Below are 20,741 nucleotides of genomic sequence, written 5' to 3' on the forward strand. Positions count from 1 at the left end.
CTTCGGCCGCCACGTCCGCGGCGTCGCGGGTCCAGCGGCGCCAGTAATGCGGTGGCGGGGTTTCGGCGCGTATGCGCTGGCGCGCCGCCGGGTCCTCCGGCGTGGGCGCAGGATCTCGTGCGGCCATCAATGGCTCCCCTATTGGGCCTGCATTATGTGACCAATCCCTCCATCCGGTACAACCCTGGGCGGTCCGCAACGGTTCATCGGGCGGCCAGCAGGCGGCGCATGCCGCGCGCCATCAGCCGCCAGATCCACCACACCAGCAGCGCGCCGAGCACGGTGGTGCCGACCACCAGCGCCAGCGCCAGCCATGGGTGTGCCAGCGCCAGCGCCAGGCCGCCGACCACCACGGTGTCCTCGGCCGCCGAGGCGGCCCAGTTGCTGGCCGGTTCGGGGGAGGTGTTGAGCAGGGCGCGGGTGCCGGACTTGAGCGCGTGGCTGGCCAGGGCCACGCCCGCGCCGGTGGCCAGCGCGCCGGCGCCGAGCTCGCCGTCCGGCGACAACGCGGCGGCGGCCAGGAAGGCGCCCGCCGGGATCCGCGCCAGGGTCTGCAGCAGGTCCCAGACCGAGTCCACCCCGGGGATCTTGTCGGCCAGGAATTCGGCCACCGCCAGCGCCCCGGAGGTGCCCAGCACCCACCACGACTGCGTGGCCTGCAAGGCCGGCGGCAGCTCGACCCAGCCGAGCAGCCCGGCCAGGCCCACGCCGAACACGGTCAGGTAGGCGCGGATGCCGGCCATCCAGGCCAGCAGCAGGCCGATCACGAAGACGTGGGCATCGGTCATGGCGGCTCCTTGCGGAGGGGACACGGGGCCAGGGCGGGGCGGCTCCGGCCGCCGGCACCGGGGCGGTTACACTGCCCGGCCATCGGCCGCAGTATAGGCAGAAACGACGGCATGACCCGATGACAGGATCGTCCTCACGCTTTCGCATCGTCCCGCGCCGTGGTTCCGGGCGCGCATGGAAGATCGGCCTCGCCTGCGCCTGGCTGCTGAGCCTGGTGGTGGTGGGCCTGGTGGCCACCCGGCTCGCCGCACCGGGGCTGCAGCAGGTGCGCGAGGGCGCGCGCCAGGCCCGGCACGAGGCCGAGCAGCTGCGCCGCCAGCTCGAGGAACTGAACCAGCGGGTGGTGACCCTGGAACGCTCGGACCAGATCAGCCGCGCCGCCAACATCGAACTGCAGGCCTCGCTGGCCGCGCGCGACGAGGAGATCGCGGCGCTGCGCACCGACGTGGCGTTCTACGAGCGCCTGGTGGGCGCGACCAGCCAGCGCAAGGGCCTGAGCGTGCACTCGATCGAGTTCGCCCCGGAGGAGGGCGGCACCTGGCGCTACCGCGCGGTGCTGACCCAGAACCTCAACCGCGGCGCGATCAGCCAGGGGCAGATGCGCTTCACCGTGGAGGGCGTGCGCGACGGCAAGCTCGCCAGCATCGGCTGGAACGAGCTGCTGCAGCGCCCGGACGCGCCCGGCCAGCCGTATTCCTTCAGGTATTTCCAGGAACTGGACGGCAGCGTGATGCTGCCCAAGGATTTCACCCCGCAACGTGTGCGAGTCTTGCTGCGCGGCAACGGAGGGGGTGCCGAGCAGACTTTCGACTGGAAAACCGCCGGCAGCGGGGGAGGCAGGTAACGTGTTCGGAAAGAAGAAGTCCGGCCAGCGCAACGGCTACACCATCGATACCCTGGTGGGCCCTGAGGTGGTGATCCGCGGCGACCTGGAATTCAGCGGCGGCCTGTACGTGGAAGGCCGCATCGAGGGCCGGGTGCAGGCGGTCCAGGGCAAGCCCGCCAGCCTTGTGCTGGCCGAGGGCGGCAGCATCGCCGGCGGGATCCACGTCCCGGTGGTGGTGATCAACGGCACCGTGGTCGGCGACGTGCACGCATCCGAGCGGGTGGAGCTGGGGCAGCAGGCGCGGGTGGAGGGCGATGTCCACTATGCCGTGGTGGAGATGAGCGCCGGTGCCCAGCTGACCGGCCGCCTGGTCCACGCCCAGCCGCCGGCGACCCGCGCCCTGCCGGCGCCGGAACAGCAGCCGCGGGAAGCCGCCAAGGCCGGTTCCGGCGAGGCGATGGCGACCGCCGAGGCTTGAACGGAGGGCGCCACGCCCCCATGCTGGCAGCATGATTCCGCTTCCCACCGTTCCCAGCTACCAGCAGCTGGACCAGCCGCTGCGCTTCAGCAGCGCCGCCGCGGCCAAGGTCCGCGAGCTGATCGCCGAAGAGGGCAACGCCGACCTCAAGCTGCGCGTCTACATCCAGGGCGGCGGCTGTTCAGGCTTCCAGTACGGCTTCGAGTTCGACGAGAACCAGGCCGAGGACGACATGGCCGTGAACACCGACGGGGTGACCTTGCTGGTCGACCCGCTGAGCCTGCAGTACCTGATGGGCGCCGAGGTCGACTACAGCGAAGGCCTCAGCGGCGCCCAGTTCGTGATCCGCAACCCCAACGCCAAGACGACCTGCGGCTGCGGCAGCAGCTTCAGCGTCTGACCGCGGCGGAGGCCAGGCCGATGGCCACGTCCACCGCGGCGGCCGCGTTGTCCGGTTATGCCTTCGGCGACGCCGGGCTGGACCGCTCCGACGCCCTGCGCGGCGACGCCGCCGCCCTGCGCGCGCTGTGGCCGCGGGCGCGGCTGCTGCTGCTGGACGCCGAGGGCCGCGCCGCCGCCGACGGGTGCGGCCAGCCGCTGCCGCTGGCCGGCACCGACCTTCCCGACCGCTTCGACCAGGCCGTATTCCTGGGCCTGGACGGCAGCGGCCAGCCGCATTTCGCCCTGCAGGCGCCCGCCGGGCAGGCGGTTCGGCAATGGATCGACCTGCGCCGCGCCGCTGGCGCCTGGCCGCCCACCGTGGCCGGCGCCTTCGCCTATGCCCGCGGCATGCTCCACTGGCGGGCCCGCAACCGCCACTGCGGTGCCTGCGGCGCGGCGGTGGAATTCCAGCGTGGCGGGTTCGTTGCGCACTGCCCGGCCTGCGGCAGCGACCACTACCCGCGGGTGGACCCGGCGGTGATCGTGGCCGTCAGCGACGGCGAGCGGCTGCTGCTGGGGCGCCAGCCCGGCTGGGTGCCGGGGCGCTGGTCGGTGCTGGCCGGGTTCGTGGAGCCGGGCGAGACCCCCGAGCAGGCGGTGGTGCGCGAAGTCCACGAGGAAACCGGGGTGCGGGTGCGCGACTGCCGCTACCTGGCCGCCCAGCCCTGGCCATTCCCTGGCTCGCTGATGCTGGGCTACATCGCCCGCGGCGAGCCCGACCTGCCGCGGATCGACGGCGAACTGGAGGCGGCGCGCTGGTTCACCCGCGAGGAAGTCGGCCAGGCCCTGGCCCGCGGCGACGACGCCAGTGGCGGCCCGGTCCTGCCGCCCTCGCTGTCGATCGCGCGGGCGCTGGTCGAGTACTGGTACGCCGAGGGCGCGCCGGCGGTGACCGCCGCCCGCGCCGCCGGCTAGTATCCGCGGCACGGAGGGAGCATGTTCACGACCCTGGTCGCGGTGATCATCGCCCTGGTGCTGGGCCACGTGGCGCCGGCCGTGCTGGCGCCGGCGCGCAGCTTCGGCTGGTACGCGCGCTGGCAGGCCTGGCTGGCCGCGCAGCTGGCCGACGGCGGCCCCTGGCGCACCCGCTGGGGCATCGCCCTGGCGGTGCTGCCGCCGGTGCTGCTGGTGCTGGCCCTGCAGCTGGCGCTGGGGCGGGTGCTGTACGGCCTGCCGGGGCTGCTGTTCGGCGTGCTGGTGCTGGTCCTGGCCTGGGGCCCGCGCGACCTGGACGTGGACGTGGAAGCGGTGCTGGACGCCGAGGACCCGGCGACCCGCAAGGCCCGCCTGGACCAGCTGGCGGCCGAACCCGGGCAGGTGGTGGCCGAAGGCCCCGGACTGCCGGCGGTGATGGCACGCGCCGCCCTGCGGCGCTGGTTCGCGGTGCTGTTCTGGTTCCTGCTGCTGGGCCCGGCCGGGGCGGTGCTGTACCGCCTGCTGGAGCGTTCGGCGTTCGCCGGCCAGGTCCGCCAGCTGCCCGAGGACAACGCCGCCGGACTGCTGTGGCTGCTGCGCTGGATGGAATGGCCGGTGGCCCAGCTGATGACCCTGGCCCTGGCCCTGGCCGGCAACTTCGATCTGGTCAGCCGTGCCTGGCGGCACAAGGGCGGCGCCGGCTGGAACCCGGAAAGCCGGTTCCTGGAGGCGGCAGCGCGCGCGGCGGTGGTCGGCGAGCTGGCCGAGGAAGACGCCGAGGACCTGGAGGCCGGCCGCGTGCCCGCGCGCGGCGAACTGGCCGAGCTGCGCGACGCGATGAACCTGATCTGGCGGGCGCTGTTGCTCTGGCTGGCAGTGCTGGCCCTGCTGATCCTGGCCGGCTGGGCCGGCTGAGCGGCGCGCGCCGCGCCAGGCAGGCATCAGGGCTGGCCACGACGAAGGCGTCGCCACGCGCCAGCGGCCTCACCGCCCGGGCTGGCGTTGCCCTAGACCGGTGCGAGCAGCGTGAACGGAAACCACGGAAGGTTCCGCAGGATCCAGTACCCCGGCAACACCGCCAGCCACAGCTTCGGCGCCAGCACCCAGCGCATCAGCGGTGCCAGCAGCCGCGGCTGCCAGCCGCCGGACCAGGCCAGCATCAGCGGGGTCAGGCCCAGCGCCAGCAGGCCCAGCGGGTTCATCGAGAAGGCCCGCACCAGGTCGCCGTGCACCAGCGCGTGCATGGCCCGGGTCAGGCCACAGCCGATGCAGAACCAGCCGGTGAAGGCGCGGAACATGCATGGCGGGAACGGGTTGCCGGCCACGTTGGGATCGTAGGTGCGCAGCAACCACACGCCGGCGCCGGCCGCCACCGCGGCCGACGCCAGCATCGCGATCCGCAAGGGCCGCGACAGGGCCATGGATCAGCCCTGCATCTGCTGCATCATCTGCATGTACTCGGCCATGCCGCCGGTGGCCAGCGCCCAGATGTTGAGCAGCAGGCCGATGATGGCCAGCGCGGTGGCCACCCAGCACCAGGTCTTGGCATTGGCCGAGGCGCGGCGCGCGCCCTCCAGGTCGCCGCGGTCGAGCAGCGAGTTGACCTTGCTGGCGAACACGATGGCGACGATGCCGACCAGCCCCAGCGGGCAGCACAGGCAGGTGGCCAGGATCGTGGAGATGATGGCCCAGGCCAGGTGGTTGGGAACCGGCTCCTGCACCGGCGCGGCGGACTGGGGGGACGGTGGCGGAACGTAGCTCATCAGGTTGCTCCAGCAGGGAAGGAAAGGCCGTGGCGGGCCTGACACCGGCCGGCGGCATGCCGGCGCGGGCACCGGGCCCGGTGCTGCAGGGGCGGACAGCTGCGGTCGCGGATGGTGGCGTGCCGCGCGTGCGGCGGCGCGCCCGTCGTCCGCGGCGCGGTTGCCCGGGCCCCGGTTGCCGGAATACAGGTGCCACGTCCCATGGCGTTGTTCGGCGCGTCCATGCTGGCGTACATCCCCCCGGACAACAGCCGCAAGCCTAACCGACCGGCCACTGGCGGCAAAAGCCGCGCCGTGGCGCGTGGCTCATGCATCGTCGCCGCGCAGTTCGCGCACGCGTGCCTCCAGCGCCTGCGCCGACACCGGGCCGGGCAGCGGCGCGGCGGCGATCACCTCTACCCGCGCGCGCAGCCGGCGCGGCACGCGCATGCGGCCCAGGCGCGAATCGCGCCGGCTCCACATGCTGGCCCACATGCCGCGCAGCGCCATCGGCACCACCGGCACCGGGCGCCCGGCCGCGGCGGCGCGTTCCAGGATCCGCTCCACCCCGGACCTGAACGGCGCGATCCCGCCGTCCTTGGTCAGCGCGCCCTCGGGGAAGATGCACACCAGCTCGCCCTCGGCCAGCGCGGCGTCGATCGCGTCGAACGCGCGCTGCATGCGCTCCGGGTCCTCGCGCGCGCCGGCGATGGGGATGGCGCGGGCGGTGCGGAAGATCCAGCTCATCACCGGGATGTCGAAGATCCGGTAGTACATGACGAAGCGCACCGGGCGCGGGATGCTCGCCGCCAGGATCAGCGCGTCCATGTAGCTGACGTGGTTGCACACCAGCACCGCCGCGCCCTCGTCGGGCACGTGCTCCTCCACGCCGCGCACGCGCAGCCGGTACAGCGCCCGCACCAGCACCCAGCCGAGGAAGCGCATCAGGAACTCGGGCACCAGGGCGAAGATCCACGCCGCCACCAGCACGTTGGCGATCGCCAGGGCCAGGAACAGCTGCGGGCTGCTCCAGCCCAGCATGCCCGCGCCCAGTCCGACCACCGCCGCCAGCACGATGAAACCGGAGTTCTGGATGTTCAGCGCGGCAAACACCCGCGACATGCGCGAGGACGGCGTGCGGCTCTGGATCAGGGCGAACAGCGGCACCACGAAGAAGCCGGTGAACACGCCGATGCCCAGCAGGTCGACGACGATGCGCAGGCTGCCGGGCTGGGCCAGGAAGCCGGCCACGTCCAGCCCGGTGGCCGGCGGCGCGCCGGGGCGGGCGAAGTAGAGGTCCAGCAGGAACGCGCTCATGCCGGCCGCGCCCAGCGGCACCAGGCCGATCTCCACGGTGCGCGCCGACAGCTTCTCGCACAGCAGCGAGCCGGTGCCGGTGCCGACCGAGAACAGCGCCAGCACGAAGATGTACAGCGTGGCCGAGCCGGAGGCGCCGCCGAGGTTGAGTTCGGCGTAGGCCGGCAGCTGCGAGGTGACGATGGTGCCGAAGAACCAGAACCAGGACACGCCGAGGATGGCGTTGCGCACCGCCGGCTGGGCGCGCGCCATGCGCAGCACCGCCAGCGACTCAGGCAGCGGGTTCCAGCCGATCTTCAAGTCCGGCGCGCCGGCGTCCACCCGCGGGATCATGCGCGCCACCAGGTTGCCGGCGATGGCCAGCGCCACGATCGCCGCGGCCGCTGCCTCCGGCCCGTGGGCGCCGGCGAGCTGGAAGATCAGGCCGCCGGTGATCATGCCGCCGAGGATCGAGATCGAGGTGCCCATCTCGACCAGGCCGTTGCCGCCGGTCAGCTCCTCGGGCTTGAGGATGGCCGGCAGCACCGAGTACTTCACCGGACCGAACAGGGTCGACTGCAGGCCGGTGCAGAACAGCGCCACCAGCAGCAGCGGCATCGACTGCAGCAGGAAGCCCACCGCCGCCAGCGACATGATCGCGATCTCCATGCTGGTGGTGATCACGATCAGGCGCTGCTTCTCCAGCTTTTCGGCCACCTGTCCGGCGATGGCCGAGAACAGGAAGTAGGGCACGATGAAAATCGCCGGGGCGATGACCGCGTAGGTCGAGCGCTCCTCGGCGCTGACCCCGAGGAAGAACAGCAGGCCGATGATCGCCTGGCGGTAGACGTTGTCGTTGAAGGCGCCGAGCGCCTGGACGATGAAGTAGGGCAGGAAACGGCGCTGGGTCAGCAGCGCGAACTGGCTGTGGGCGGCCATGCGGCTCTCCGCGGGACTGGCGCGGAGCCTAGCAGAGCGCCGGGTCGCGGTGGACATGCGCGGCGTGGACGGCGCACCCGACCGTTGCCTTGCGTGCCGCGCCGGCCGCGCCGGCTTACAGTGGGCGCGGTACCCCCGTTTCCGGAGTCCTGCGTGGACGCCCATGCCCTGATGCCGGCCGCCTTCCTTGGCCACGGCAGCCCGATGAACGCGCTGGAGCGCAACCGCTACACCGAGGCCTGGCGCGCCTTCGGCGCCACCGCGCCGCGGCCGCGCGCGATCCTGGCGGTGTCGGCGCACTGGTACGGCAACTTCACTGCGGTAACCGCCATGCCCAGGCCGCGCACCATCCACGACTTCTACGGCTTCCCGCAGGCGTTGTTCGACGTGCAGTACCCGGCGCCGGGCCTGCCGGAGCTGGTGGAGGAGGTCGCGGACGCGGTGGCGCCCGACCAGGTCGGCGCTGACCTGGATGGCTGGGGCCTGGACCACGGCACCTGGTCGGTGCTGGTGCACGCCTTCCCGAAGGCGGACGTGCCGGTGGTGCAGCTGTCGATCGACGCGCGCAGGCCGCCGGAATGGCACCTGGCCCTTGGCGCCAAGCTGGCCGCGCTGCGTTCGCGCGGGGTGATGGTGATCGGCAGCGGCAACGTGGTGCATAACCTGCGCGCGATCGACTGGCACCAGCCCGACGGTGCCTTCGACTGGACCCGCCGCTTCGAGGAGGCCGCGCGCGAACTGATGCTGGAACGGCCGCACGACGCGCCCTCGCTGGTATCCCACCCCGACTACCGCCTGGCCGTGCCCACACCGGACCATTTCCTGCCGCTGCTGTACATCGCTGGCCTGGCCGCCGCTTCCGGGCATCCGGCGCGACCGCTGGTGGAGGGCTACGCCTACGGCTCGCTGTCGATGACCTCGTACGGCGTGGACAGCCATGGCGCGGCCGCCGGCGCTGGCCCGGGCGCCGCCCCGATCGAGACCTCGCTGCCGGCGGAGCAGGCCAACGTCTAGTGCGGCAGCCGGCTACCATCGGCCATCCCCGCGCCGGAGCCGAGTGATGAAGCCGTCGATCCTGCCAGGCCTGCTGGCCGCGCTGCTGGGCATGGCCCTGCCCGCGTCCGCCGCCGAATCCGCCACCACCATCGCCATCGCTGCGGCCAGGGCGCAGTACCCGGCGATGGTGGAGTGGCGGCGCGATTTCCACCGCCATCCGGAGCTGGGCGGACACGAGGTCCGCACCGCTGCCGCCATCGCCCGCGAGCTGCGCGCGCTGGGACTGGAGCCGCGCACCGGCATCGCCCGCACCGGCGTGGCCGCGGTCCTGCGCGGTGGCAAACCCGGTCCGCGCATCGCCCTGCGCGCGGACATGGACGCGCTCCCCGTGGAGGAGGCCACCGGCCTGCCGTTCGCCTCCACCGTGCGCTCGACCTATCGCGGCCAGCCGGTGGGCGTGATGCACGCCTGCGGCCACGACCTGCACGTGGCGATCCTGCTGGGCGTGGCCCGCGCGCTGGCCGAACGCCGGCAGGAACTGGCCGGCGAGGTGATGTTCGTGTTCCAGCCTTCGGAGGAAGGCCCGGACGAGCCCGGTGCGCGGTTCGGCGCGCGGCTGATGCTGGACGAGGGCGTGTGGAAGGACTTCCGCCCGGAGGCGGTGTTCGGCCTGCACGTGTGGTCCGCGCTGCAGGTGGGCCAGGTCGGCTTCCGCAGCGGGCCGTTGCTGGCCAGCGCCGACGAGTGGGCCCTGACGGTGCGTGGCCGCCAGACCCATGGTTCGCGGCCGTGGGATGGCGTCGATCCGATCACGGTGGCTGCGCAGATCCTGCTGGGCACCCAGAGCATGATCGCGCGCCAGGTGAACATCGCCAGCACGCCGGTGGTGCTGACCGCGGGCCAGTTCAACGCCGGCGTGCGCTTCAACATCATCCCGGACGAGGCGAAGCTGGTCGGTACCTTGCGCACCTTCGACCCGGCCGTGCGCGAGGACGTGATCGCGCGCTTCGGACGCATCGCCAGCGATTACGCACATGCGGCCGGCGCCACGGCGAAGCTGGAGGTGGTGAACACCGCGCCGGCCACGATCAACGAACCGCAGCTGGCGCGACGCGTGCTGGCCTCGCTGCAGGCCGCCGCCGGCGCGGAGAACGTGGTGGAAATGCCGCTGCAGACCATCGCCGAGGACTTCTCGCAGTTCGCCAACGAGGTGCCGGGCGCGTTCTTCCTGGTCGGCACCACGCCGGCCGGGCAGGATCCGGCGCAGGCTCCGATCAACCACTCGCCGCACTACGCGCCGGACGAGGCGGCGCTGGAGCATGGCGCGAAGGCGATGCTGCAGGTGGTGCTGGACTACCTGGGCGGCGCGCCCGGCTGAGCCCTCAGCGGATGCGCGGCTGCGCCGCGAACCACGGCCGCAGCCGTCGCAGCGCCTCCTCCACGTGCACCGTGGCCGGGGCGAAGCTGAAGCGGATGAAGCGGTGGCCATCGACGGGGTCGAAGTCCACGCCGGGGGCCAGGGCCACGCCGGTGTCCTCGAGGATGCGCCGGCACAGCCCGAGGCTGTCGTCGGCCAGGTGGGCCACGTCGGCCCAGATGTAGAACGCGCCGTCGGGCGGGGCGATGCGCTCCAGGCCCAGGTCGGGCAGCGCCTCCAGCAGCAGCTGGCGGTTGCGCGCGTAGGTGGCGCGATGGCCTTCCAGCTCCTCCGTGCAGTCCATCGCCACCAGCGCGGCCTGCTGGCTGGGCGAGGGCGGGGTCAGGAACAGGTTGCCGGCATAGGCACGCGCGGTGTCCACGTGCGACGGCGGCACCAGCAGCCAGCCCAGGCGCCAGTCCACCATCGAGTAGTACTTCGAATAGCTGTTCACCACCATCGCGTCCGGCGCGTATTGCAGGATCGAGTGCGCCGGCTGCGTGTAGTGCAGGCCGTGGTAGATCTCGTCCGACAGCAGGACGATGCCGCGCTGCCGGCACACGTCCGCGATGGCGCGCAGCTCTTCGGGTTCGATGATGGTGCCGGTGGGATTGGCCGGGCTGGCAAGGATCACTCCGGCCGGCGCCGGATCCAGCGCGGCGATCGCCGCCGCGGTGAGCTGGTAGCGGCTGTCCGGCCCGCAGCCGATCTCCACCGGCCGCAGGCGCGCGGCGATGGCGGTATTGCGGTAGGCGATGTAGCCGGGGCGGGCGAAGGCGATCCCGGTCGCCGGCCTCGAAGCGCGAGAGCATGGCCAGCAGCAGCGCCGGCGAGGCACCGCAGGTGAGGATGACCTGCTCCGGGTCCACCTCCACGGCGTAGGCATCGCGGTAGTGGCGGGCGATGCGCGCCCGCAGCGGCACGCTCTCCCAGTAGCCGGGCGGATCGCGGTCGAGCCCCTCGCGCACCGCCGCCAGTGCCGCGGCCGGCGCCGGCGTGGAAGGCTGGCCGAACTCCATGTGCACCACGGAGCGGCCCTGGGCCTCCAGCGCACGCGCCAGCTGGCTGATGGCGATCGCGCGGAACGGCTCGACCCGGCCGGCCATGGCTCAGTTGCCCTGCTCGCGGGCGATCGCGCGCCAGCCGATGTCGCGGCGGCAGAAGGCGTGTTCCCAGCGGATCGCGTCCACCCCGGTATAGGCGCGGCGCTGGGCGTCGGCCACGCTGTCGCCCAGCGCGGTCACGCACAGTACGCGGCCGCCGGCGCTGACGACCTTGCCGTCGGCATCCAGCGCGGTGCCGGCATGGAACACCTTGACGTCGGCGGGCACCGCGTCGAGACCGCTGATGGCCTCGCCCGTCACAGGCGACTCCGGATACGGACGCGCGGCGATCACCACGCCCAGCGAGGGCCGCGGATCCCACTGCGCCTGGACCTCGTGCAGGCGGCCGTCGATCGCCGCCTCGACCAGGTCCAGCAGGTCCGACTGCAGGCGCAGCATCACCGGCTGAGTTTCCGGGTCGCCGAAGCGCACGTTGAACTCGATCACCTTCGGCGCGCCGGAGGCATCGATCATCAGCCCGGCGTAGAGGAAGCCGGTGAACGGGATGCCGTCGGCAGCCATGCCGGCCACGGTTGGCTCCACCACCTCGCGCATGATCCGCGCGTGCACGTCGGGGGTGACCACCGGCGCCGGCGAGTACGCGCCCATGCCGCCGGTGTTGGGGCCGGTATCGCCATCGCCCACGCGCTTGTGGTCCTGCGAGGTGGCCATCGGCAGCGCCGTCTTCCCGTCCACCATCGAGATGAAGCTGGCTTCCTCGCCCTCGAGGAATTCCTCGATCACCACGCGTGCGCCGGCATCGCCGAAGGCATTGCCCGAGAGCATGTCGCGCACCGCGGCCTCGGCTTCCTCGAGGGTCATGGCGACGATCACGCCCTTGCCGGCGGCCAGACCGTCGGCCTTGACCACGATCGGTGCGCCCTTTTCGCGGATGTAGGCGAGGGCCGCGTCGACCTGGGTGTGGACGGCGTAGAACGCGGTCGGGATGCCGTGGCGGGCGAGGAAGTCCTTGGCGAAGGCCTTGCTGCCTTCCAGCTGCGCGGCCGCGGCGGTGGGGCCGAAGATGCGTAGGCCGGCTTCGCGGAAGCGGTCGACCACGCCGGCCACCAGCGGCACCTCGGGGCCAACCACGGTCACCGCCACGCCTTCGTCGCGCGCAAGCTGCAGCAGGCCCTCGAGGTCGGTGACCTTGACCGCGGCATTGCGGCACTTGCCCTCGGAGGCGGTGCCGGCATTGCCCGGGGCGACGATCACTTCGCTGACGCGCGGCGACTGCGCGAGCTTCCAGGCCAGCGCATGCTCGCGCCCGCCCGAACCGATGACCAGGACCTTGCTCATGTGGGAAGGGATTCGCGGGAAAGGGAACGCGATTCTAGCCTGCCCGCCGGGTCCGGCCTGCCGCGCGCGGCGCTTTCGCCGGCAACCACCGCGACTGGCTCAGGGCTTCTCGTGGTGGCCGAAGGCCGGATGCAGCACCACCTCGCCGGCCGATGCGGCGTCGGTGAAGCGCAGCGCCTGGAACATGCCTTCCGGCGCCCCGGGCAGGGTCAGCAGCGGATCGGCGACGAAGCCGAAGCGCCCGTAGTAGGCCGGATCGCCCAGGACCACGCAGCCGTTGGCCTCGCGCTCCTGCAGCGCGCGCAGGCCGGCATGGACCAGGGCGCTGCCGACGCCATGGCCCTGGTCGGCCGGGTCCACCGCCAGCGGGCCCAGCACGTACCAGGCGTCGCCGTCGCGCGAGGGCCGTGCCGGGGAGAAGGCGACGTAGCCGGCCACGCGGCCGTCGATGTCGGCCAGTAGCGAGACCGCCAGCGCGTCGTCCAGGCGCAGGCTGTCCACGGTGCGGGCCTCCAGTTGGCCCGCGCCCGGGAATCCGGCGAAGGCGGCGCGCAGCACGGTGCAGATGGCGTCGCCGTCGCCGGGGCCTTCCTCGCGGATCCACATGGCAGCCTCCTTGTGCATGGCCGGCCCATGGGCGGGCGGCGTGCCGGGCAAGGTAGCGGCGCGGCGGCGAACGCCGGGTGATGCCGGTTGGTGCGCAACGCGCAGCGGCCGCGCCCCGGGGGACGCGGCCGCGCCCATGCCCGCCGGCGGACGGCGCTCAGTGGCGGAAGTGGCGCACGCCGGTGAACACCATGGCGATGCCGTGCTCGTCGGCCGCGGCGATCACCTCGGCGTCGCGCATCGAGCCGCCGGGCTGGATCACCGCCTTGATGCCGGCCTCGGCCGCCGCGTCGATGCCGTCGCGGAACGGGAAGAACGCGTCGGAGGCCATCACCGAACCCTCGACCACCAGCCCGGCGTCGGCGGCCTTGATCCCGGCGATGCGCGCCGAGTAGACGCGGCTCATCTGCCCGGCGCCGACGCCGATGGTGCGGTTGTCCTTCGCGTAGACGATGGCGTTGGACTTGACGAACTTGGCCACCTTCCAGGCAAACAGCAGGTCGGCGAATTGCTGTTCGGTGGGGGCCAGCTTCGTCACCACCTTCAGTTCGTCGCGGGTGACCACGCGGTCGTCGGCGGTCTGCATCAGCAGGCCCGAGCCCACGCGCTTGAGGTCGATGAAGCCCGGCGACGGCGGCGCCATCGGGATCCGCAGCACGCGCACGTTGGCCTTCTTCTTCGCGTACTCCAGCGCGCCTTCGTCGTAGTCCGGGGCGATCAGCACCTCGACGAACTGGCGGTCGAGGATGGTCTGCGCGGTGGCCGCGTCCAGCGGGCGGTTGAAGGCGATGATGCCGCCGAAGGCGCTGGTCGGGTCGGTGGCGTAGGCTTGCTCGTAAGCCTCGCCCACGCCGGCGGCCACGGCCACGCCGCAGGGGTTGGCGTGCTTGACGATCACGCAGGCCGGGGCGTCGAACTGGCGCACGCATTCCCAGGCCGCGTCGCTGTCGGCGATGTTGTTGTAGCTCAGCTCCTTGCCCTGCAGCTGGGTGAAGGTGGCCAGCGAGCCGGGCGCCGGGTGCAGGTCGCGGTAGAACGCGGCCTGCTGGTGCGGGTTCTCGCCGTAGCGCAGGTCCATGACCTTGACGAAGCTGCCGTTGGCCTGGGCGGAGAAGGCCGCGCGCACCGGCACTTCGGCGCTGGCGTCGGTCACGGCCGACAGGTAGTTGCTGATCGCAGCGTCGTACTGGGCCACGCGGTTGAACGCGGCCACCGACAGGGCGAAGCGGGTGGCGGCCGAGAGCTTGCCGTCGTTGGCCTCCAGCTCGGCCAGCAGGCCGGCGTACTGCTCCGGCGAGGTGGCCACCGCGACCCGGGCGAAGTTCTTGGCCGCGCTGCGCAGCATCGCCGGGCCGCCGATGTCGATGTTCTCCACCGCCTCGGCCAGGGTGCAGTCGGCGCGGGCGGTGACCTGCTCGAACGGATACAGGTTCAGCACCAGCAGGTCGATCGGGGCGATGCCGTGCTCGGCCATCACCGCATCATCCAGGCCCGCGCGGCCGAGCAGGCCGCCGTGGACCACCGGGTGCAGGGTCTTGACCCGGCCGTCCATCATTTCCGGGAAGCCGGTGACCTCGGACACGTCCCTGACCGGCAGGCCGGCCTCGCGGATGGCGCGGGCGGTGCCGCCGGTGGACAGCAGCTCGACGCCACGCGCGGCCAGGGCGCGGGCCAGGTCGATCAGGCCGGTCTTGTCGGAAACGGACAGCAGTGCCCGGCGCACGGGCAGGAAATCGGCGGTCATGGGTGGGCAGCAGGGTGCGGGGAAAGAGGCGGAATTATAGCCGCCGCCCCCGGGGCCGCCCGCGGGCTCAGACCAGCCCGTAGTCCTTCAGCTTCTTGCGCAGGGTGGCGCGGTGGATCCCCAGCAGCGCCGCGGCGCGGCTCTGGTTGCCGTCGCAGTGGTTCAGCACCTCGACGAACAGCGGGATCTCCATCTCGCGCAGGACGATCTCGTAGACGTCGTTGGCTTCCACCCCGTCCAGGTCGCGCAGGTAGCGGCGCACCGACTGCGCCACGTGCTCGCGCAGGGGCGGGCGGGGGGCGCTGCGGCCGGCGTCGGCGCGGGAGGGGGAGTTCTGCTGCACGTCGGGTTCCGTTGGCTGATGCACGTGCATCGAGCGGGTTGGGGAGTCTAGCGCGGCCGCCCGGCCGCTGCCATTGGCCATCAGTGGAACCTGAAGGAGAACGCCACCGTGCCCGGCGCCGGCTCCTGCACCACGAAGGTGACCTGCGCGCTCTGCCCGGGTGCGAGCAATCCTTCCGGCGCCTCGCCCAGGTATTGCTCCGGCGCGAACACGCCGCTGCCGGTGGTGCGGCCGTCGGCATCGGCCAGCGACAGCTGCAGCAGCGGCCAGGGCTGGGCCCAGCGCGCATCGTTGCGGAAGGTGGCGTCCACGCGCAGGGTGCCCGGCGCCTGGCCCGGGCGCACGCTGCGCTCGACCATGGTGAATGCGCCCGGCTCGCGCCAGTCCGGCAGGCTGCAGCGCAGCACGCCGCAGGCCTGCAGCAGCAACGGGCGCCATTGCGGATCGGCCGCCAGCCGCGCGCGGTCGGCCAGCAGCACCTGCAGGCCGAGCAGCAGGGCCAGCAGCACCACCAGCGGCCACTGCCAGCGCGCGCGCCGCGGGCGCGCCGCGTTGGTGCGTGGTGCGGCGGACGCCTGCGCCGGCGTGGCATGCAGGGCGACGACGGACGGTGCATCCGCGGCGATGGCCGGTGGCGGCTGCGGCGTGGACCGCGGCTCGGGCTGCGGTTGCGGGATGGGCTCCGGTCCGGGCGCAGGGTCTGCTGCGGCGGATGCCGCTTCCGGCGCGGTAGCGGCCGGCGGCGTCGGTTCGTCATCCAGCAGGGTGGCCAGCGCCGGCGGTGCAGCCGCGCCTGCCACGGCCGGACCGCTGGCGGCCGATGCGCCGGGATCGGCCGCCAGCGGCTTGCCGCAGCGCGGGCAGGCCTCGGGCCGCGGCTGGCCCGACAGGTGGGTGACCAGGAAATCGCAGTGCGGGCAGGCGGTGAACATGCCCGCTATTCAACCATGCGCCCGCGGCCGGCGCAGGCGCCTTAGCGGCGCACGCCGTCGATCCGCACCCAATCGCCGTCGACGCTGGCCTGCAGCTCGTCGAACCAGGCCGCGTAGCGCTGCAGCAGTTCGCCTTCCTGGCCCTCCAGGATGCCGGACAGGGCGATGCGCCCGCCCGGGGCCACGCGCGCGGCCAGGGTGTTGGCCAGCGCATCCAGCGCCGAGGCGAGGATGTTGGCCACCACCACCGGATAGGTCGCTTCCGGTTCGTCCTGCGGCAGGTACACCGCCAGCTGGCCTTCGACCTCGTTGCGCAGCGCGTTGTCGAGCGAGGCCTGCAGCGCCTGCGGGTCGTTGTCCACGCCCACCGCCTGCGCGGCGCCGAGCTTCAGCGCGGCCAGGGCGAGGATCCCGGAGCCGCAGCCGAAGTCGAGCACGCGCGCGTCCTGCAGCAGGCCTTCGCCGGCCAGCTGGTCCAGCCAGCGCAGGCACAGCGCGGTGGTCGGATGGGTACCCGAGCCGAACGCCAGGCCCGGGTCCAGGCGCACCACCGCGGCATCGGCCGCGGTGGCCTCGGCCGGCAGTTCGTGGTTCCACGGCACGATCCAGGTGCGCGCGCCGAAGCGCATCGGCTGGAACTGGTCGAGCCAGACCCGCTCCCAGTCCTGGTCCTCGACCTTGCGGAACGAGGCGCTGCTCCAGTCCAGCGACGGGTCGAACGCCTCCAGCGCGGCCAGCAGGGCCAGCGCGTCGACGTCGGCGTCGAACAGCGCGCTCAGCACCAGCGACTTCCACACCGGGGTCTCGCCCACGCCGGGTTCGAGGATGGCGCGCTCGTTGGGAGTGTCGGCGTCGGCGTCCAGCAGGGTCACCGACAGCGCGCCCACGTCCTCCAGCGCGCGCTCGTAGCGCGGCTGCTCGGCCTCGGTGCTGCGCAGGCTAAGTTCAAGGTAGGGCATGGGCGTGGGCGGTTGCGGTGTGGGGGCGCGATTGTCTCACGCGGGGCCTGCGCTGGCCGCAAAGGGAAAGGGCCGGCATGGCCGGCCCCAGGTGCCACCTGCCCGGCGCGGCGCGCCGGGGCGTTCCCGAGGCGGCGCCGCGCAGGCGGGTTGTCCTCACCCCAGTGCGATCGACTGGTTCTTGCGCTCGGCCAGGCGCTTCTCCAGGTAGTGGATGTTCTGGCCGCCGGCCTGGAAGCCCTTGTCGCGCATGATCCGCTGCTGCAGCGGGATGTTGGTCTTGATGCCGTCGACCACCATCTCGCTCAGGGCCACGCGCATGCGGCAGATCGCGGTCTCGCGGTCCGGACCGTGCACGATCAGCTTGCCGATCATCGAGTCGTAGTTCGGCGGCACGCGGTAGCCCTCGTAGATGTGGGTGTCCACGCGCACGCCCGGGCCGCCCGGGGCGTGGAAGTGCTGGATCAGGCCGGGGCTGGGGAAGAAGGTCTCCGGGTCCTCGGCGTTGATGCGGCACTCGATGGCGTGGCCGTTGAGCACCACGTCCTCCTGGCGGATGCGCAGCTTGTGGCCGGCGGCGATGCGCAGCTGCTCGGCCACCAGGTCGATGCCGGTGACCATCTCGGTGACCGGGTGTTCGACCTGGATGCGGGTGTTCATCTCGATGAAGTAGAAGCGGCCGTTCTCGTACAGGAACTCGAACGTGCCGGCGCCGCGGTAGCCGATGCGGATGCATGCCTCGACGCAGACCTTGCCGATCTCCGCGCGCTGCTCGGCGGTGATGCCCGGCGCCGGCGCCTCCTCGACCACCTTCTGGTGGCGGCGCTGCATCGAGCAGTCGCGCTCGCCGAGGTGGATGGCGTTGCCCTGGCCGTCGGCCAGCACCTGGATCTCCACGTGGCGCGGATTCTCCAGGTACTTCTCCATGTACACCTCGCCATTGCCGAAGGCGGCCTTGGCTTCGCTCTTGGTGGTCTCGATCGCGGCCCTGAGCGCGGCCTCGGAGTGGACCACGCGCATGCCGCGGCCGCCGCCGCCGCCGGCGGCCTTGATGATCACCGGGTAGCCGATCTCGCGGGCGATCCTGGCGTTGGCGGCGATGTCGTCGCCCAGCGGGCCGCCGGAGCCGGGCACGCAGGGCACGCCGGCGGCCTTCATCGCCCGGATCGCCTCGACCTTGTCGCCCATCAGGCGGATGGTGTCGGGCTTGGGGCCGATGAAGATGAAGCCGGACTGCTCCACCCGCTCGGCGAAGTCCGCGTTCTCGGACAGGAAGCCGTAGCCGGGGTGGATGGCCTGGGCATCGGTCACCTCGGCGGCGGCGATGATCGAGGCCATGTTGAGGTAGCTGTCGGTGGACGGCGCCGGCCCGATGCAGACCGACTCGTCGGCCATGGCCACGTGCTTGAGGTTGCGGTCCACGGTGGAGTGCACGGCGACGGTGCGGATGCCCAGCGCATGGCAGGCGCGCAGGATCCGCAACGCGATTTCGCCGCGGTTGGCGATTACGACTTTATCGAGCATGGGATTGGGCCCGTGATTCGTGATTCGTCATTGGTAATTCGTAGTAGGCCGGCTCGTCGCGCGCGGCTGCGGTGTCGTCGATCGACCTGATCAGCGCGTTGAGGCGCGCGAAGGTGCGATCGAGCAGCTGCAGGAGGTCCTGGTCCGGGGCGGCGAGGCCGAGCCGCGGAGCCAGCGCCAGCTGCGTATCCAGTTCGGACAGCGAGCCGCGCGCAATCAGCAGGAAACGTACGAGTTCAGGGGCATAGCGACGGGCGGCGCCTTCGGCGATGTTCGATGGCACGCTCACGGCGGCCCGGCGCATCTGCGCCGTCAGGCCGTACCGATCCTCCGCGGGAAAGCCGGCCGAGTACGCGTACACCAGGGCGGCAAGTTCCATCGCATCGCGCCATGCATCCAGGCGCTGGTGCGGCCGCTCCTTCGAATCACCAATCACGAATCACCAATCCCGTCGTGATCGGCGTCAGCCGATCACGAACAGCGGCTGGTCGAACTCCACCGGCTGCCCGCTCTCGCACAGGATGGCGACCACGGTGCCGGAGACGTCGGCCTCGATCGGGTTGAACATCTTCATCGCCTCGATGATGCCGAGGGTGTCGCCGGCCTTGACCTGCTGGCCGACGGTGACGAAGGCCGGCTTGTCCGGGGCCGGGGCGGCGTAGAAGGTGCCGACCATCGGCGCGCGCACGACCTGGCCCGGCGGCAGGTCGCTGCCCGGCTTGGGGGTGCCGCCGGTGGCGGCCTCGACCGGGGAGCTCATCGGCATCGGCGCGGCGGCCGGGGCCGCGGCGGGCGAGCGCACTTCCAGCGAGGCGGCCGGGGCGGCCACCGCCACGCCCTGCGGGATGCGCGACAGGCGCACGCTTTCCTCGCCTTCCTTGATCTCGATTTCGGCGAGGTTGGATTCTTCCAGCAGGTCGATGAGTTTCTTGATCTTGCGCAGGTCCATGGTGGCCTCTGTGTGGGGCGTCCGCGGCGCGGACGCGTTGCAACGGGATGGGGCTCAGGCCGGCAGCCGCGCCAGCGCCGCATCCAGGGCGTAGCGGTAGCTGTCGGCGCCGAACCCGCACACCACGCCGACCGCCTTGTCGCTGAAGTAGCTGTGCTGGCGGAACGGTTCGCGGGCGTGCGGGTTGGACAGGTGGATCTCGATGAATGGGATCGCCACCGCCGCCAGGGCGTCGCGCAGGGCGACGGAGGTATGGGTGAAGGCGGCGGGGTTGATCAGGATGAAGGCCGTGCCGTCCTGGCGGGCGGCCTGGACCCGGTCCACCAGCGCATGCTCGGCGTTGGACTGGAACGACTCGAGCTGGTGCCCGGCGGCCGCGGCGCGGCGGGCCAGGTCGGCGTCGATGTCGGCCAGGGTTGCGTGGCCGTAGACCTCCGGCTCGCGGGTGCCGAGCAGGTTGAGGTTGGGGCCGTGCAGGACCAGCAGCTTTGCCATGGTTGCGGGCGGAACCGGAAAGGGCGGCAGTCTGGAGGAAGGCGCCTTTACTGTCCAGTTCGGCGAAGATGAAAGCGTTTCAAGCAACCGTTTGAAGGCCGGCCTCAGTCCGGCCCGGTGCCGGCCGCGGCCCAGTCGGCGATCTCGCCGGGCTGGAACGGTCCCAGCTTCTGCCGCAGCACCCGGCGCTGCCGATCCAGCAGCACCGTGTAGGGCAGCAGGCCGCGGGTATTGCCCAGCCGCACGCTGGCGTCGGCCGGACCGGGGCGGTCCAGCAGGATCGGGTAGTCCACCGGGACCTGGCGCAGGAAGGCGCGCACCGCCTCCGCCTCGTCCAGGGCCAGGCCCACGACCTGGACACCGTCCGCGCCCTGGGCGGCAGCGAAGCGCTGCAGCTCCGGCATCTCCTCCACGCAAGGCCCGCACCAGCTGGCCCAGACGTTGACCAGCAGCGGGCGGCCGGGCGCGATCGCGGCCAGTTCGACGAGGTTGCCGTCCAGGTCGGGCAGGCGGATCGGGTCGGGGTGCTGCCCCGGCATGGCCGCGCGCACCCCTTCGGGCACCGGCAGCGGCGCCGGCAGGTCCGGGCGGCGCTGCTCGTACCAGGCGCGCGCGCCCAGGCCCAGCGCGGCGGCGCAGGCTGCCGCCAGGACCAGGCGCAGGCCGGGCCTCACCGCGCCGCCGCCCTGAGCAGGGCGTCCTCGACGATCGCCGGGGTCAGCACCGGCGGCAGCACCGCCGGCGGTGCGCCGGGTCCGTAGACCACGTACAGCGGCACGCCCACCGCGTTGTGCGCCTCGAGGAACGCGCTGATGGCCGGATCGGTATTGGTCCAGTCGCCGCGCATGTAGACCGCCCCGGTGCGGCCCAGCAGTTCGCGGAAGCCGTCGCGGGCCAGCACGTTGCGCTCGTTGGCCTTGCAGGTCACGCACCAGTCGGCGGTCATGT

24 protein-coding genes are annotated in these 20,741 nt (G+C 72.3%); 7 read left to right on the forward strand and 17 right to left on the reverse strand.

Features of this window, described 5'->3' with window-relative positions:
* Window positions 1-203 precede the first annotated feature (203 nt).
* Window positions 204-788, reverse strand: coding sequence for a DUF4126 domain-containing protein (locus B351_RS0109480; protein WP_019398799.1), 585 nt, complete (start codon window positions 786-788; stop codon window positions 204-206).
* A 119-nt stretch (window positions 789-907) separates the two neighbouring features.
* Here B351_RS0109480 and B351_RS0109485 point away from each other — a divergent pair, with 119 nt between their 5' ends.
* Genes B351_RS0109485 through B351_RS0109505 form a run of 5 tightly spaced genes read left to right on the forward strand, consistent with a single transcriptional unit; the run spans window position 908 to window position 4,364 of the window.
* A complete protein-coding gene (locus B351_RS0109485) occupies window positions 908-1,633 on the forward strand; it encodes a DUF6776 family protein (protein ID WP_019398800.1) in 726 nt (241 codons plus the stop codon).
* A 1-nt stretch (window position 1,634) separates the two neighbouring features.
* On the forward strand, window positions 1,635-2,093 hold the full coding sequence (locus B351_RS0109490) for a polymer-forming cytoskeletal protein (protein WP_019398801.1): 459 nt from the start codon (window positions 1,635-1,637) through the stop codon (window positions 2,091-2,093).
* Window positions 2,094-2,124: 31 nt separating this feature from the next.
* Complete coding sequence (erpA, locus tag B351_RS0109495) at window positions 2,125-2,493, forward strand: iron-sulfur cluster insertion protein ErpA (protein ID WP_019398802.1); 369 nt, start codon at window positions 2,125-2,127, stop codon at window positions 2,491-2,493.
* Between the two features lie 20 nt (window positions 2,494-2,513).
* The gene (nudC, locus tag B351_RS0109500) at window positions 2,514-3,449 is read left to right on the forward strand and encodes an NAD(+) diphosphatase (protein ID WP_019398803.1); all 936 of its coding nucleotides are present in this window, start codon (window positions 2,514-2,516) and stop codon (window positions 3,447-3,449) included.
* A gap of 21 nt (window positions 3,450-3,470) precedes the next feature.
* Window positions 3,471-4,364, forward strand: coding sequence for a membrane protein (locus B351_RS0109505; RefSeq protein WP_019398804.1), 894 nt, complete (start codon window positions 3,471-3,473; stop codon window positions 4,362-4,364).
* A 92-nt stretch (window positions 4,365-4,456) separates the two neighbouring features.
* Here B351_RS0109505 and B351_RS0109510 read toward each other — a convergent pair whose 3' ends face one another.
* The 3 genes from B351_RS0109510 to B351_RS0109520 form a co-directional block, all read right to left on the reverse strand.
* On the reverse strand, window positions 4,457-4,870 hold the full coding sequence (locus B351_RS0109510) for a DUF2752 domain-containing protein (protein WP_019398805.1): 414 nt from the start codon (window positions 4,868-4,870) through the stop codon (window positions 4,457-4,459).
* 3 nt (window positions 4,871-4,873) lie between these two features.
* Entirely contained in the window at window positions 4,874-5,212 is a 339-nt protein-coding gene (locus B351_RS0109515; RefSeq protein ID WP_019398806.1) for a CD225/dispanin family protein, read from the reverse strand.
* Window positions 5,213-5,518: 306 nt separating this feature from the next.
* Window positions 5,519-7,426 carry an MFS transporter gene (locus tag B351_RS0109520; RefSeq protein ID WP_019398807.1) on the reverse strand — a complete coding sequence of 636 codons (1,908 nt, stop codon included), beginning with the start codon at window positions 7,424-7,426 and terminating at the stop codon, window positions 5,519-5,521.
* A gap of 153 nt (window positions 7,427-7,579) precedes the next feature.
* Here B351_RS0109520 and ygiD point away from each other — a divergent pair, with 153 nt between their 5' ends.
* Together ygiD and B351_RS0109530 are read left to right on the forward strand one after the other, a co-directional pair.
* The gene (ygiD, locus tag B351_RS0109525) at window positions 7,580-8,440 is read left to right on the forward strand and encodes a 4,5-DOPA dioxygenase extradiol (protein WP_019398808.1); all 861 of its coding nucleotides are present in this window, start codon (window positions 7,580-7,582) and stop codon (window positions 8,438-8,440) included.
* 46 nt (window positions 8,441-8,486) lie between these two features.
* Window positions 8,487-9,800 carry a M20 family metallopeptidase gene (locus B351_RS0109530; RefSeq protein ID WP_019398809.1) on the forward strand — a complete coding sequence of 438 codons (1,314 nt, stop codon included), beginning with the start codon at window positions 8,487-8,489 and terminating at the stop codon, window positions 9,798-9,800.
* A gap of 4 nt (window positions 9,801-9,804) precedes the next feature.
* On the opposite strand, the gene B351_RS16570 is transcribed toward B351_RS0109530, so the two are convergent.
* The 13 genes from B351_RS16570 to B351_RS0109595 all read right to left on the reverse strand — a co-directional run.
* Window positions 9,805-10,677, reverse strand: coding sequence for a pyridoxal phosphate-dependent aminotransferase (locus tag B351_RS16570; protein ID WP_198006214.1), 873 nt, complete (start codon window positions 10,675-10,677; stop codon window positions 9,805-9,807).
* A 271-nt stretch (window positions 10,678-10,948) separates the two neighbouring features.
* A complete protein-coding gene (gene purD, locus B351_RS0109540) occupies window positions 10,949-12,241 on the reverse strand; it encodes a phosphoribosylamine--glycine ligase (protein ID WP_019398811.1) in 1,293 nt (430 codons plus the stop codon).
* Window positions 12,242-12,340: 99 nt separating this feature from the next.
* A complete protein-coding gene (locus tag B351_RS0109545) occupies window positions 12,341-12,865 on the reverse strand; it encodes a GNAT family N-acetyltransferase (RefSeq protein ID WP_019398812.1) in 525 nt (174 codons plus the stop codon).
* 139 nt (window positions 12,866-13,004) lie between these two features.
* Window positions 13,005-14,591: a bifunctional phosphoribosylaminoimidazolecarboxamide formyltransferase/IMP cyclohydrolase gene (gene purH / locus B351_RS0109550; RefSeq protein WP_019398813.1), complete on the reverse strand. Its 1,587-nt coding sequence runs from the start codon at window positions 14,589-14,591 to the stop codon at window positions 13,005-13,007.
* Window positions 14,592-14,658: 67 nt separating this feature from the next.
* Window positions 14,659-14,934, reverse strand: a complete 276-nt coding sequence (fis, locus tag B351_RS0109555; RefSeq protein ID WP_019398814.1) for a DNA-binding transcriptional regulator Fis — start codon at window positions 14,932-14,934, stop codon at window positions 14,659-14,661.
* Window positions 14,935-15,014: 80 nt separating this feature from the next.
* The gene (locus B351_RS17340) at window positions 15,015-15,866 is read right to left on the reverse strand and encodes a DUF3426 domain-containing protein (protein WP_019398815.1); all 852 of its coding nucleotides are present in this window, start codon (window positions 15,864-15,866) and stop codon (window positions 15,015-15,017) included.
* Between the two features lie 41 nt (window positions 15,867-15,907).
* Window positions 15,908-16,825 (reverse strand): 50S ribosomal protein L11 methyltransferase, encoded by a 918-nt coding sequence (gene prmA, locus B351_RS0109565; RefSeq protein ID WP_019398816.1) that lies wholly within the window; start codon window positions 16,823-16,825, stop codon window positions 15,908-15,910.
* Window positions 16,826-16,981: 156 nt separating this feature from the next.
* Window positions 16,982-18,349 (reverse strand): acetyl-CoA carboxylase biotin carboxylase subunit, encoded by a 1,368-nt coding sequence (gene accC / locus B351_RS0109570; protein WP_019398817.1) that lies wholly within the window; start codon window positions 18,347-18,349, stop codon window positions 16,982-16,984.
* On the reverse strand, window positions 18,339-18,785 hold the full coding sequence (locus B351_RS0109575; RefSeq protein WP_026010559.1) for a four helix bundle protein: 447 nt from the start codon (window positions 18,783-18,785) through the stop codon (window positions 18,339-18,341). Before B351_RS0109575 ends, accC begins: the two co-directional genes overlap by 11 nt.
* A 27-nt stretch (window positions 18,786-18,812) precedes the next feature.
* A complete protein-coding gene (gene accB / locus B351_RS0109580; RefSeq protein ID WP_019398819.1) occupies window positions 18,813-19,298 on the reverse strand; it encodes an acetyl-CoA carboxylase biotin carboxyl carrier protein in 486 nt (161 codons plus the stop codon).
* A gap of 54 nt (window positions 19,299-19,352) precedes the next feature.
* The gene (gene aroQ, locus B351_RS0109585; protein WP_019398820.1) at window positions 19,353-19,793 is read right to left on the reverse strand and encodes a type II 3-dehydroquinate dehydratase; all 441 of its coding nucleotides are present in this window, start codon (window positions 19,791-19,793) and stop codon (window positions 19,353-19,355) included.
* Window positions 19,794-19,897: 104 nt separating this feature from the next.
* The gene (locus B351_RS0109590) at window positions 19,898-20,467 is read right to left on the reverse strand and encodes a TlpA disulfide reductase family protein (RefSeq protein ID WP_019398821.1); all 570 of its coding nucleotides are present in this window, start codon (window positions 20,465-20,467) and stop codon (window positions 19,898-19,900) included.
* On the reverse strand, window positions 20,464-20,741 hold a 278-nt coding region (locus B351_RS0109595), incomplete at its 5' end, for a thioredoxin family protein (RefSeq protein WP_026010560.1). The genes B351_RS0109590 and B351_RS0109595, both read right to left, overlap by 4 nt.

The organism is Pseudoxanthomonas sp. GW2, assembly GCF_000283075.1.
Taxonomy (GTDB): Bacteria; Pseudomonadota; Gammaproteobacteria; order Xanthomonadales; family Xanthomonadaceae; genus Pseudoxanthomonas.